This window comes from Streptomyces paradoxus (assembly GCF_014202475.1).
Classification (GTDB): Bacteria; Actinomycetota; Actinomycetes; order Streptomycetales; family Streptomycetaceae; genus Streptomyces; species Streptomyces paradoxus.
Genome location: NZ_JACHGV010000020.1, coordinates 72,941 through 86,002, shown reverse-complemented (window position 1 = coordinate 86,002; position 13,062 = coordinate 72,941). Strand labels below are relative to the sequence as shown.

Genomic DNA, 13,062 nt, shown 5'->3' with positions numbered 1-13,062 from the left:
TCGGAGCGGTTGCAGTGATCACCCGTAGGTAGAGGGCCAGCGTGGTACCGGCCCTGTGGGATCCGGCCGCATTCGAGCAGATCCGGCAACGGCCGACTTGATCACCGGCAAGAGCAAGGCCTACGAGCACGCCCTCCAGATCACCGACGCCACGCCCCGTCCGGCTCACCGAGCGTTGCTGATTCGTTGGGTGTTTCTCCCACTATGTCCGCATCATTGTGGTGAGGAGTGATCCACGATGGCAGATCCGAACGAACCGAAGCGGCCCCCGCACCAGGACAAGGGAACGCCGCCTCCGCCTCCGCCCCCGGGTGCCTCTGGTTGGAGCGCCCCGGATCCCTCGGGCCCGGGGAGGCCGGCCTCGACGGCGCCGCGGAACGGCTTGGGCATCGCGGCCCTGATCCTGGGCATCATCGGTCTCATCTCCGGGATCATCCCGATCCTGTTCTGGATGGCGGGCATCTTGGGCATCGTGGCCCTGGTCCTTGGGATCATCGGCGCCCGCCGCGCGAAACAGGGCTACGCCACCAACCGGCGGATGTCGATCGCCGGAGCCATTCTCGGGGGCCTCGCCATCGTGATGTCGATCATCGGGATCGTGATCATCGCCAACGTCTTCGACGACGTCTCCAAGGAGATCAGCCCGACCAAGACCACTGCTCCCACCACCCCAGCCCCGAGCACGGCCACCTCGCCGGGGACCACGGCGCCCACCAGCGGGGCATTGCAGTTCAATACGGCGCAGCGCTACCAGGACGGTCTCCAGGTGCAAGTATCCGCGCCTCGTCCGTTCACTCCCTCCGATAGTGCGGCCGGATACACACCCGGCGACAAGGCGGTGGCCGTCGACGTCACCGTGACCAACGGGTCCGGCAAGAGGGTCGACCTTGATCTCCTCTCCATTCAAGCCAAGGACGCCGATGGACGCTCAGCCGAGACGATCTTCGACAGCGCCAAGGGCATCAATGGAGTGACCGGCACCCTTCTGCCCGGGAAGAAGTCCGTCGCCACCTACGCGTTCGACCTGCCCAAGAACGCCTCCAGCAGCCTGGACGTGGAAGTCTCCCCCGGCTTCAACTACGAGTCAGCTGTATGGAGCGGGTCCAGCTCCTGATACCGGACGCAATGAAAGCCCCCGGCCTCCGCCTTCCCCTGCTACCAACCAACTGCCATTCCTCCATAAGAGGGCATGTCGAGCACAGTGCCTTACGCGCTGCAATCATCGCGTTTTCGATGTCCCGGTACGACGGCAGCCCTACGAGGAACACCCACCCCGCCTCGGTCTGCCGCCGCCTCCACAGACGCGCCACGACCTCCTGTTCCGGCTGACCCAGCACTGGGTCGGCGGGCAGCGCGACGCGCACCGGCACTGGCTTGGCCGCGTCATCGGAGGCAGTGGTCACGGCCCCACGGTAAGCACCATCTCTGCCAGCTGATGGATGTCACCGCTCGGGCAGCTTGCGGCGGAGAAGGTCCATCGGCGCGCCCGCGCCCGTGCGCATCGACAGCAGCAGGGGTGCCTGGGACGAGTCCGCCGCTCGTCCTCCTTCGCCTCGAACTCGGCGAAACGGGCGGCCAGAATCCCCCGGTGCCCGCTCTCCTCACCGACCGCTCGGCGAAAGCTGCGACTGATGTCGGTGCCCCATGACAGGCTGGGTGATCATGCAGCCCCCTCACGACGCGGGCGACTTCGCCTTCAGCCCGACCGACGCCCTGGACATACCCGTCGTCGTACGCGACTTCAGCTCGCTGCGGCGGCCTCCCGAACCTCTGTGGAGGGGTGCCACCCAGCCGTGGCCGGGGGTGGCCGACATGCCTTCGTACGGGACCTACCTGGCGACCACGACCTGGCGGCAGGTCCTCCTCGCGGCCAAGGGCGTCGGGCGCGACCTGACCCCGTGGCTGCGCCGCACCCCCTGGCTCGCCGTCAACGAGCTCATCTCCCGTACTGCCCCCCTCCAGGCCTACCTCCAGCTCAAGGACGTGCCCGCACCCGCGCCCGCGGCTGGCCGCAGGCTCTTCGTGAACGCCCTCTACCAGTAAGGCAGTGAGCGCAGCGCCCACTCCGCCTTCGGCTACCACTTGGGCATGACGATGGCGCACTGGCTCTGCGCCGGGATGGCCGGCCTGGGAAGCACCTGGCATCTCGAAGCCCGAGGCCCGGGTGGCCTGCCCGGCTTCACCGACCCGGCTGCCAAGCTGCCCGACCTGTGGGGCAACCACCGCGCCGCCGGCCTGCCCTGGCTGATCGAGGCGAAGGCAGCCCGGCATCTCGGCGCCGGCGTGCTGAAGAACGGGAGAATCCAGCTGGACGGTGGCAGCGCCCTCATGCCCGGCATGGCACACCGGCAGGTCCTCTGCGGCACGTCGCTGCCCGGCAATAAGCCCGGCAAGTGGGAGCAGGACCACCTGTTCCTGGCCCTGCATACGGCCCACCCCCACGGCGGGCCGCAGACCGGCGCCTCCCCGGCCGGCAGTCCGCAGGGCGACGCGGAGGATTACGTCGCCGATGACCCTGAGGCCCTGATGGCCGTCACCCGGCAGCAGCTCCTGACGTACCAGGCCTTGGCCTTCGGGGCCGTGGAGCAGCGGCGCGTCGTCCCGATGCGCCGCGACCGAACGGAGCGCGGGCGTCACCGCACGGGTTCTCTGACACTGCTGGAACACGACGAATCCACCACCGGCCTGCGACGTCGGCTGCGCGCACAGCAGGTGGACACCGAGGGGAGCCTGGCGTCGCACACGGACGCCACCGCGTTCATCACCGCCCGCATCCCCGGCACCGGCATCCACCTCGGTCTCTCCCGCCGCCTCTACGCGGCGTGTGCGGCCCTGCACCTCCAGCAGACCGACATGCCCGACACTGTGGCCTTCGCCGGCGGCCCCCGCCTGAACGACCCCGGCTTCGGTCAGGACCAGGACGACGACGAGGCCCGCGAGCAGTACGCGCGTCGGGCTCGCCAAGCCCACTACGAGCAGGAGCAGCGGTATCGGACGCGCGTTCGTGAGGCGGTGAGAACGGCCTTCCGGCTGGCTGAGGAACACCCGGAGGACAGCTCGTTCACGGGCCCACTTCTTCCCCTACGCGTGGACGACCCCGACAAGCCCCTGCTCCTCGAAGCCGCCTGATGGCCTGAGGTTCGGTCGCTTCAGTCGCTTGGGTCGCTGTACTCCACACAGGACAGCGACTGAACAGCCAGCGACCGGGCAATCCTTCGGTCGCTGGTTGACAAAGCAGGGAAAACTGCAGGTCAACACGTTCTCCGTGGCTGAAGAGCGACTCAAGCGACTCAGGGTTGGCATATACGAGATCCAGAGAGTGTGTGCGTGTGCGTTATATACGGGGAGCTTCAGTCGCTTCAGTCGCTGTTCAGGCTTCTCACCCGGCTTGAACTGGTTGTTTGCCGTTGTCTATCAGGAGCGACCGAGCGGTCCTCAGTCGCTGCGTCTCCCGCCCGGTCGCTGGACGGAGGCTCGCCGGTCGCATCATCGACACGGCGTCACCGTTGTTCCGCATGTGCTCCGCGACCCCACCGGCCCCGTTCGCTAGTCTGTGTCCGTCGTTGAGTCGCTTCGGTCGCTGATAGGGGGTGTAGATGCCTGCTGAGCTGCAGTTTTCCCGCAGCGACTCAAGCGACCCCGCTATCCCCGCTTCTTCAGTCGCTCCGTCCCTTGCCCTCGCACAGGCGTGCGCCCGCAGAGGCTGGCCCGTGCACCCCCTCGCCCCGGGCCGCAAGACACCAGCCGCGAACTGCAACGAGTGCCGCGCCAACTCCCACGCCCCGACCAACTGCCCCTGCCTTCGCACAAGCCGCTGGTGCCACAGCTTCCACGCGGCCACCCTCAACCAGGACCGCATCCAGCAGTGGTGGGGGCAGCACCCGGAATTCGGCATCGGCGTCTCCTGCGGCCCCGCTGGCCTGGTCGTCATCGACATCGACGCTCACGACGCTGAGCCCCCCGCGCGTGACCGGATCCTGCCCGGCATCCCCATCGGCGACCACGTCAACCTCACAGGCCTCGCCAACGGATTCCACACCCTCGCCGTACTCGCTGCCCTCCGCGGCCAGCAGAGCCCCGCCGCCGACACCACCACCCTGCGCGTACGCACCCCCTCCGGGGGCCTCCACGTCTGGTACCGGGCCACCGGCAACCGTCAATGGAAGTCCTCTGCCGGCTCCAGCCCCGGCCGCGCCCTGGCCTGGCAGGTCGACATCCGCGCCCACGGCAGCTACATCATCGCCCCTGGTACCACCACCCACCACGGCACCTATACCCCCGTCGACGAAGCCCGCGAGCCCGCTGCCCTCCCCCTGTGGCTCGCCCAGGAACTCGATCGCACTGGTCACCTGCCAGCACCCACCATTCCCGCTCCCCGCCCCGTGCCCCCACGTGCCCAGCAGGCTGTTCTCGCTGCCGGCGGCGGCCGCGGTCAAGCCGAGCGCACCCTCGCGGCTGTCCTGGCACCGGTTGAGGCCTGTGGCCAAGTCGCCCAGGGCGCCGGCTTCTCCGACACCCTCAACCGGGCCGCCTACACCCTTGGCGGCCTCATCGCCGCTGGCCGCCTCTCCCAGCAGGAAGCCGAGCAGGCACTCAAGGACACCGCGGCCGCGGCCCGACCGGGCCAGGAGCGGCGCATCGAGCAGATCATCCACAGTGGTCTCGCCGCAGGTCTAGAAAGGCCCCTCAACGCCACGGGGAGGCGCCCGTGACGTCGCCCAGCAACGAGACGCTCTTCGAGTTCGACCCTGAAGCCGTCGCCGCCCAGATCCGCGCACAGAACTCCACCACGCCGCTGCCAGCCCAGGCCACCACTGAGCGACCTGTCGGCGAGGCAACTTCCAACGGCCTCCTGCCGGATACCCTGACCGACCGCGGCAATGCCAAGCTGTTCGTCAAGCTCTACGCCAACGACTTCCGCCACGTACCCAACATCGGCTGGTACCGGTGGGACACCACCCGCTGGCAGATCGATGATGAGGACACCGTCCTGTGGGCGGCCGGCGACTTGGCCGAGACCATTGCCACCCACGACCCGCGCGGCCTGTTCACCACCACCGCCCTGCACAAGCACCGCACTCGTGCGATGTCGACCTCAGGCATGAACGCGATGCTCACCCAGGCCAGGTCCGCGCCCGGCATGGTCCTCAAGGCAGACCGCCTGGACGCCGACCCCTACGCCCTGTGCACCCCGCGCGGGGTTGTCGACCTGCGCACCGGGCTGCTGAGGGCTCCCGACCCGAACAAGGACTTCCACTCCCGCTCGACCACTGTCGGCCCGCAGCAGATGCCTGTCCCGCGCTGGCTGCGCTTTCTGACCGATACCTTCGGCGACGACGCCGAAGGCCAAGAGATGATTGACTACCTGCACCTGCTGCTCGGGTACTCGATCACCGGGGACGTCGGAGCCCAGATCCTTCCCTTCCTGTGGGGAACGGGTAAGAACGGCAAGTCCGTCCTCCTGGACGTCATGATGAAACTGCTCGGCGACTACGCCGACGCGGCCCCGCCTGGCTTCCTGATGGCCAAGCCGTTCGAAGGCCACCCCACCGACCTCGCCGAACTCCACGGCCGGCGTGTCTACGTCTGCTCGGAGATTAAGCCCGGTGACAAGTTCGACGAAGCCCGGGTGAAATTGCTGACCGGTGGCGACCGCATCAAGGCCCGCCGCATGCGGCAGGACCCCTTCAGCTTCGAACCCACCCACAAACTCTGGCTGCTGGGCAATCACAAGCCCGAAGTCGGCACCGGCGGCTTCGCTTTCTGGCGCCGCATGCGCCTGATCCCGTTCGAGCGCGTCGTCCCCGACGACCGCAAGATCGACAACCTGGCCGACCTCCTCGTCATGGAAGAGGGCCCTGGCATTCTCGCCTGGCTCATCGACGGCGCCCGCCGCTACCTCGGGGGCGACCGTGACCTCACCGGTCCCGAACGCGTCCGTATCGCCACGACCGCCTACGCCGAGACCGAGGACCACACCGGCCGCTTCTACGAAGAATGCTGCCGCCTGGGCCCCGACCTGCGCGCCGAGCAGACGGCGCTCTACGCCGCCTACACCGCCTGGTGCCAGAATGAAGGCGCGCAGCTCATCTCGTCCCGTGCGTTCGCCTCCCGGACCAGGGAACTGGTTGGACTGGCCTCGCCCAAGGAGATGAAAGTGTCCAACCAGCGCAAGTACTACCCGGGCATCGGACTGCTCACCGACGAGGAGAGGGACGCCGGCGTATGAGTTCCCTGATCAGCGCGGACGAGATCAGCCACGAAGCCGAGCTCGTGTGGCTCGAGGATGTCGACCAGCTCGACTATGTGCGCCAGAGCCTGGACCGGCTCCCCACGCGCAAGGGGAAGCCGGCCTATCACCGTGACGGCCGCATGGTCGGCTACGCCATCCTCGGCCCCGATGCCAAGGCCTCGCGCGCCTCGGGTACTTTCCGACGGCGCGTCTTCTGGCTGCTGCCCCACGACCGCGACAGCGAGCCCGACGGCCTGTACGCCAAGAGTGCCCCCGCCGAAGCCGTCGACCCGCGCACCCTCGAGCCACGCGTCAAGGGCTACAAGACCGAGCGCTCTGAAGGCGGCCCGCCGTCGCGCGCCATGCAGGAACTCGGCATACAACTTCCACTGTGACCGGGATCCTGAGCTTGTGCGTCTCAATACCCGTCACCCCGGTACGGTTTCCAGGGCGACGAGACACCAAGGGATGAGGGGGAGGGCTGGGACCCGCGAGGAAGAGCCTGGCCACCGCAGTGGCGAGGGCGGCCGCGACCGACATCCGCTGCCTTTCCGCCCAGAGCTCGTCCTGGAGGGCCGCAGCCTTGTGGAGAGCGCTCTGCCCTCGGCCGTGATGCCCAGGAGTCCCTCGGCATCCTCGGTGATCCAGCCCTGGGCGACGGCTGCGGAGCTGTCGCGGCTGATGTCCTTGCCCGCAGGGAGCCCGACTACATGAACCCACCTCAGCCCGTGTCATCGAGCTGAACCTGTACCCCCAGTACTTCGATCTCGTGGCCGCTGGCCGCAAGACCCGGGAAGTGCGGGTGAAGTACCCGAAGTTCGCATGCTTGGCGGTCGGTGACCTGATCCGGTTCGTCGTGAAGGACACCGACCGGTCATGCATGACGCGGGTGACACGCGTCGCCGAGTACGCCTCGTTCGAGGACCTCCTGGACGTCGAAGGGCCCTCCCAGGTGAATCCCGGGGCTTCGCGTGAGGAGCAACTGGCCAACATCCGGCGCATCTATCCGCCGGACAAGGAACGGCTGGGGTGCCTGGCCATTGGTATCGAGCTGGTCGACTAACCCTCCCCACGAGGCCCTCGGCCGCCCCTCAAGCGAGGGGCGGCCGAGGGCCTCGTGGGGAGGGTTAGTCGACGACACGTGCTCTAAAGCACCCGAGGAAGCGGCGTCTGATGCGCTGCAACCACGTCAGTCTCGTATGACGTCGCAGCGACAAGGCGAGTTCAGCCATCTTGGCGGTCAGAAGGGCTGGCGCTGGCCAGAAGGCGATGCCACTGCGCATCTGGAGGGGGCCGACTAAAGGATCACGGGGATGACCAGTCGTCTGTCGTGCCAAAGGAGTTCTTGTGGCCGAACTTGTCCGGCAGCAACACCTTGATGCGGATGTGGGGTATCACGGGTTCGGGCTTCAGGAGTCCGATGACGGTGATCTGCCCGTCCCCTTCCCTGACGACTTCAAGCAGGGCGACTTCCTGAACGACTTTCCGGGGCGTCTGGACATCTTCAGTGCCGGCCACACGCATACCGCTGCGGTCACCGTGGAGGTGTGGGACGGGGAGCCGCCCGAGCAGGATCCTTCACTGTGGGACGAGCAGGCTGAGACCGACTTCGAGTCGACCAGCGGTGAAGTGGCCGTGTGGTCAATGAGCTTGGGCCGCGCCGACGACGTGATCACCCTTGCCGATTCGGGCGGTTCGTGGCGGGTCCGGGTGAGCTGTGCTGGGCGTGACGAAGCTGCGGCACTGTCGGAGGAGGAGGGTATTGGCGAAGGCGCGGAGAGGTACCTCGTGCAGTTCTGGCCCGCAACGGCCTGAACACGGACCAGGGGCGGGAGCGCCGGGCAGTTCGACACTCCCGCCGTCCGCACGTCAGGAGACGATCTTCACGATGAAGCCGTCTGCCATTCCGTCGATGACCCGGTTCTTGGCGTAGAAGCTGAGCAGCAGGCTTCCGCCCGCACCGTTGTCTTCCTTGGCGATCGGCTTCACGGAGAAGTTGAACACTTGGCGTCCGCGTCGTAGTCGTGCTCCGCGGCGCCCTCATAGGTGGTGGCGAAGGGGTACTCATCGCACTCGCGTGCGCCACCTTGCGTGTAGTTGGCGCCCAGTACCGCTTGCACTGCTTGACCGCCGCCTTGCGACTGTCGTCCTTGCTTCGTGTCGACCGTTCGGTGCAGCGCCTGGTCGGCGTCTGACCGGGCTGCCTCCTTGCCGACATGTACGGCTGGGTGTCCGGCGACCGGGTGGTGGGGGCGACACGCCGGATCTGACGCAATCGGGACTGCTGTGGGCCGAGATCGACTTTTGTATCAGCCCAGGCATGGGGCGCCGGTCCACTCGGACACTGCTGCCTTCCTCTGCATTCGTGCCGCTCTGGTTGCGCGCCGCGCTTGACCCCTAGCCGCCGGGCTTCTCGCCCACGGAACAACAACCAACCGTCCCCTTGAGCGGAGGGCCCGGAGATTGGGGCCCTTCCTCAGCCTGAGTCTGGGCTCTTCCCCCGTGGCTCGACAGAGACCAGGCCTTTGCCCAGGGCGGGCGGCCAGAGGTAGGCCAAAGGAGGCGGCCTTCCGGCCAGGCCTCCGGCTATTACGCCGTAATAGAAGGCGAGGCGCCTGAGCCGCCGCGTACGCCGTCCACTGTGCGGCCAACCTGAGTAGCGAACCGGGCTGGTATGGCTGCTCATGTCGACGAGCCCAGGCCTAGCGGCTCGGTGAGCGTTCCAAGCCGGCCTGTGCGCGGCCGTCTCAAGGAAGGTCGTTTGCGAAGCTTCACGTTGACCGAGGTTCGTTGCGACCGGATCGCAACTCTGGTGGCTAGGGGGCTCGCCCAGTCCACTGAGCGCGAGCCAACGGTCGCATGTGGGAGCTATTACGGCGTAATAGCTCCCAAGTCGGCCTGAGCGCCCCCTGCTGGCCCGACAGGTAGTCAAACTAACGCGTCGTGGGCGCCAAGGATCATGAACGTTAGTATGGTGTCTCTCATGAGTTCGCCAGCCAATTCCAGCGACCGCGAGAAGGTCGTCTCCAAGCTGCCGGGATGGCTCCGGCAGAACCTCAAAATCAGAGCCGCCCAGCACGGCATCGAAATCCAGGCCGCCGTCGAACAAGGCATCACCGACTGGTGCCACCTGGCCTCCTCCCTCAGCCAGGTCGACACAGCCGGCTCCAGTTCCTTCTCCACCTTCCTCCCCCACGGGCAGTGGGAAGAGTTCACACGCACCGCATCCGACCGCCGCGTCTCCCTAGCCCAAGGCCTCGCCCAGTCCGTCCAGCTGTGGCTCGACACCAACCCGGCACCGGAGATCGAACGGTCTTCCATCACCCGGCGCATCATCGTCTGCAACCAGAAAGGCGGCGTCGGCAAGACCGCCATCACGGCCGGCCTCGGCGAAGCACTCGCCGAAGACCCCAACGCGCTCCACGCCGTACGCGTCGCCAAGGCCCTCGCGAAAGCCCTACGTGCCAGCGAGGTGCACGAGGAGCACGACGGGCAGGAGGCAGATCCACTCGACGTGGAAAACCTGCCCGGGCTAGGACAGCGCGTACTGCTCGTCGACTTCGACCCCCAGTGCCACCTCACCAATCAACTGGGCGCCTCTCCCCTGCCGATGAACGGCGACAGCCTCACCAACCACATGGCAGGCGACGCAAAGGGCGACCTCCGAGACCTCATCGTCTCCATCGATGACGAGGCCTTCGCAGGACGGCTCCACCTCCTGCCCGCCTGCAACGACGCCTTCCTCCTCGATGTGCGCCTGTCCGCAGTGCGCGCCCGCGAAGCCGCCCTGGAGCGCGCACTCGCCCCCCTCGAAGACGACTACGACGTCATCGTCGTCGACTGCCCACCCAGCCTCGGCCTCAGCATGGACGCCGCCGCCTACTACGGACGCCGCCGCGACGGCGAGGCACCCGGACAATCCGGCGCGCTGATCGTCGTCCAGGCCGAAGACAGCTCTGCAGACGCATATGACCTGCTCACCACGCAGATCGACGACCTGCGCGCCGACCTCCAGGTCGACATCGACTACCTCGGCATCGTCGTCAACCTCTACGACTCCCGCCGCGGCTACATCGCCACCTCCTCCCTTCAAGGCTGGGTCGACATAAAGGACCCGCGAGTCGTCGGCCTCATCGGTGACCTCAAGGAACAGAAGGAAGCAGTACGAGTGAAGAAGCCCCTCCTGTCATACGCACCGAAATCGCAGCAGGCGATCGGCATGCGAGCACTGGCACGGGAGGTGTCGTGAGCAAGGCCAGCCAGCTGGGAGCCGGCCGATTCGGCGGGGGAGCGCGGCCTGTCAGCGCCCGCCGACAGGCCGTCGCAGCAGCGACCGGCGTGCCAACCGAAGGCGTCGCACCCCCCACGGAACTCCCTCCACAGCGGATCAGCCTCAACCCCGACAACCCCCGCTCCAGCCTCGGAGACCTCACCGATCTCGCAGGCAGCCTCCAGACCCACGGGCAGAAGCAAGCGATCACGGTCATGAACCGTGACGCCTACATCAAGGCCAACCCGGAACGGGAAACCGACCTCGAACCGGACACCACCCACGTCGTCATCGACGGCAGCAGCCGACTCGCCGCCGCACGCGAGGCCGGCCTCACCACCATCAAGGTCATGGTCAGCGACGACCAGGGCGCCAACTCGGAAGAGCTCCTCGAAAGCGCCCTCGTCGCCAACATCCACCGCCAAGACCTGTCAGAGCTGGACGAAGCCCGAGCTCTGCAACGACTCCTCGCCATCCATGGCAGCCAAACCGCTCTCGCGAAGAGGCTTCATCGCTCCCAGGGGTGGGTGTCACAACGCCTCGCTCTGCTCAGCCTCACCCCTGAACTTCAGGCCCGTATCGGTGAAGAACCCATCGACCTGCTGCGTGCCGTGGGAAGCAAGCCACCTGAGCAGCAGCAGACGGTACTCGAAGCGCTCAAGCAGGAACGAGCGCGCAAGGACGCCGAGAAGCAAGAACGCAAACGCAAGAAGCAGCCCAAGACCGACGCTCCTGCCGCCCAAGCGGCAGAGAAGGCCGACGGCTATTACGGCGTAATAGAAGGTGACGGGTCGGATGGATCATCCACCCCCTCTCCGAGGCGCGAGGCTGCTGACGATCCCGCACGCCCGGGTGAAGGTGCGCCAACTCTTCCGGTGCAGTCCACCACGGCTGAGGTCACAGCTGGGGGAGGGGAGCGACAGCCCAAGCGGTTCCCCTATGACGACGGCGAATCCGCGGCTATGTACTTGATCCACAAGATGCCGCCGGATGAGTTCGACAGGATGCTGGACGAGCTCATCAAGCACAAGGAAAGCCGGGCCGTTTCTGCCAGTTGACTCAATCCTCCGGCTGCTGGTCATCCCGCCGCGAGGGCCGGTCTCCCGACGGCGGGAGACCGGCCCTCGCGCTCAAACCCAGATGCAGCGAGCCTGATCCTCGGCTCCGCAGTGACTTCATCGCATACCCCTACCGTGTTCGCCGCCTCCTTTCCGCGATCGACGCCATGACGAGATCGCACGAACCCTCCCTGCGTACGATCCCGACGGCGACGCGCATGGCAGGCCCGGACCGCCAGCGGCGGTCGGCTGCCGTACACAGCGTCCCTACGCTCGCCCGGGCAAAGCCGCCGATCGCCGGACGGCACGCCAATAGGGCGACTCGTTGAGCCGCCGCTGGCGTGCGTACCGCCGGGGGCGGCCAACGCGTAGGCCACAGGTGTGAGAACCCCGCGGCCGACGCTTTGGAGAGGTCCGATGATCCTGACCAAACCAACAGATCTGCAGCCACCTTTAGCGCGGCTTGGACGCTCACGCGTGGTGGCCCTCCCACTGGTGAGGGCCGGCTCCGCACCACTCCACCCAAGAGGAATCGTCCAGTTCGTCATGCGGCAGCCCGACGTCGCGCAGGAATGCCACCAGGTCACCGTCCGAGTGAGCCACGCCGAGGCACCGCTCAGCTTCCGGACACCGCACCACCACCGGGCGGCCTCCCCCCGGCAGCGGTTCTCCAATGATGATCAGTGCACGCCTCATGGCGTCATTCTGGGCGTGCCCACTTCCCACCGCAGCCTGGGAGCCACATGCCTGCCTCTCACCGCCGACGATCAGGTGGTCGTCCATCGGCTTGGCCGAGTGCCCCCTACTCGGCAACGTGGACCGGTTTCTGGCCGCCGGTCGATGAGGTGCGGCACGGGCTACGCCTTGGGCGGCGACGACGGCTGTATCGCGGAGGCCCGTCACCGCGCTGCCCACTTCCTCGACCAAGCCAGGAACTGCCTTCTGAATGATGCCTGTCCAATAGCGGAAAGGGGGTCAGCCGCAGTCGTTGCGGTTGATTTTCAGGGAGCGGGTCTGGTCGTTGAGGTTGTAGCCGCGCAGGTCGTGGATGGAGCCGCCGCTGCGGGTGACGCATACCCAGCGTCCGGCGTGGTTGCGCTTCTCGTAGACGCGGGCGGTGCGGTCGGAGTTGTTGCGCACGGAGCTGCCGCGGTCGCGGATCGCGGAGGGCAGGTCCTTCACGCTGCCGTCCGTGGCACGCCGCACCCAGGGCTGCCCGCCGAAGTTGATTTCGGGGTAGATGCAGACGTAGCCGGAGGGGCAGTCGATGGCGGCCTGCTGTGTGCGGGGCTCACCGGAAGCGGAAGCCGTGACACACATCGAGGACAGGACGAGGGCGGCGACGGCCCCGGCACGCATCAGATTCTTGATCATGCATCAGAGATAGGGGCTGCGAAGGGCCGGCCGGGCGGTTTTGCCCGCCGGTTCACTCCAGTGGAGGAGCCCGGCACGCCGCGCGGGTCGGCTCGCCGGTACCAAGGCCGGTACGAGTAGACGAGGCG

Annotated in this window: 13 protein-coding genes; 10 read left to right on the top strand and 3 right to left on the bottom strand. The window is 67.1% G+C overall.

What is annotated here, in order from left to right; genetic code table 11:
- The first annotated feature begins 382 nt into the window (after positions 1–382).
- The 8 genes from HNR57_RS37545 to HNR57_RS37510 all read left to right on the top strand — a co-directional run bounded on the left by HNR57_RS37545 (position 383) and on the right by HNR57_RS37510 (position 8,047).
- Positions 383–1,114 (top strand): DUF4190 domain-containing protein, encoded by a 732-nt coding sequence (locus tag HNR57_RS37545; RefSeq protein WP_184567632.1) that lies wholly within the window; start codon positions 383–385, stop codon positions 1,112–1,114.
- A gap of 548 nt (positions 1,115–1,662) precedes the next feature.
- Positions 1,663–2,043, top strand: a complete 381-nt coding sequence (locus tag HNR57_RS37540) for a hypothetical protein (RefSeq protein WP_184567630.1) — start codon at positions 1,663–1,665, stop codon at positions 2,041–2,043.
- Positions 2,044–2,088: 45 nt separating this feature from the next.
- Positions 2,089–3,129 (top strand): hypothetical protein, encoded by a 1,041-nt coding sequence (locus HNR57_RS37535; RefSeq protein ID WP_184567628.1) that lies wholly within the window; start codon positions 2,089–2,091, stop codon positions 3,127–3,129.
- A gap of 581 nt (positions 3,130–3,710) precedes the next feature.
- Positions 3,711–4,712 (top strand): bifunctional DNA primase/polymerase, encoded by a 1,002-nt coding sequence (locus tag HNR57_RS37530; RefSeq protein WP_313675806.1) that lies wholly within the window; start codon positions 3,711–3,713, stop codon positions 4,710–4,712.
- Positions 4,709–6,229 (top strand): DNA primase family protein, encoded by a 1,521-nt coding sequence (locus HNR57_RS37525; protein WP_184567624.1) that lies wholly within the window; start codon positions 4,709–4,711, stop codon positions 6,227–6,229. The genes HNR57_RS37530 and HNR57_RS37525 overlap by 4 nt, the downstream gene beginning before the upstream one ends.
- Entirely contained in the window at positions 6,226–6,627 is a 402-nt protein-coding gene (locus HNR57_RS37520) for a DUF6009 family protein (protein ID WP_184567623.1), read from the top strand. The genes HNR57_RS37525 and HNR57_RS37520 overlap by 4 nt, the downstream gene beginning before the upstream one ends.
- Positions 6,628–6,965: 338 nt before the next feature.
- The gene (locus HNR57_RS37515; protein ID WP_184567675.1) at positions 6,966–7,295 is read left to right on the top strand and encodes an ASCH domain-containing protein; all 330 of its coding nucleotides are present in this window, start codon (positions 6,966–6,968) and stop codon (positions 7,293–7,295) included.
- Positions 7,296–7,579: 284 nt separating this feature from the next.
- A complete protein-coding gene (locus HNR57_RS37510; RefSeq protein ID WP_184567621.1) occupies positions 7,580–8,047 on the top strand; it encodes a hypothetical protein in 468 nt (155 codons plus the stop codon).
- A 54-nt stretch (positions 8,048–8,101) separates the two neighbouring features.
- Here the strand turns inward: HNR57_RS37510 and HNR57_RS40475 are convergent, their stop codons facing one another.
- Positions 8,102–8,236: a hypothetical protein gene (locus HNR57_RS40475; RefSeq protein ID WP_281403948.1), complete on the bottom strand. Its 135-nt coding sequence runs from the start codon at positions 8,234–8,236 to the stop codon at positions 8,102–8,104.
- Positions 8,218–8,352 carry a NucA/NucB deoxyribonuclease domain-containing protein gene (locus HNR57_RS41115; protein WP_425583479.1) on the bottom strand — a complete coding sequence of 45 codons (135 nt, stop codon included), beginning with the start codon at positions 8,350–8,352 and terminating at the stop codon, positions 8,218–8,220. The genes HNR57_RS40475 and HNR57_RS41115 overlap by 19 nt, the downstream gene beginning before the upstream one ends.
- Positions 8,353–9,215: 863 nt before the next feature.
- Here HNR57_RS41115 and HNR57_RS37500 point away from each other — a divergent pair.
- A complete protein-coding gene (locus HNR57_RS37500; protein ID WP_184567670.1) occupies positions 9,216–10,481 on the top strand; it encodes a ParA family protein in 1,266 nt (421 codons plus the stop codon).
- Positions 10,478–11,560 (top strand): ParB/RepB/Spo0J family partition protein, encoded by a 1,083-nt coding sequence (locus tag HNR57_RS37495; protein WP_184567619.1) that lies wholly within the window; start codon positions 10,478–10,480, stop codon positions 11,558–11,560. Before HNR57_RS37500 ends, HNR57_RS37495 begins: the two co-directional genes overlap by 4 nt.
- Before the next feature lie 975 nt (positions 11,561–12,535).
- Here the strand turns inward: HNR57_RS37495 and HNR57_RS37490 are convergent.
- On the bottom strand, positions 12,536–12,934 hold the full coding sequence (locus tag HNR57_RS37490; protein WP_246555359.1) for a peptidase inhibitor family I36 protein: 399 nt from the start codon (positions 12,932–12,934) through the stop codon (positions 12,536–12,538).
- Positions 12,935–13,062 lie beyond the last annotated feature (128 nt).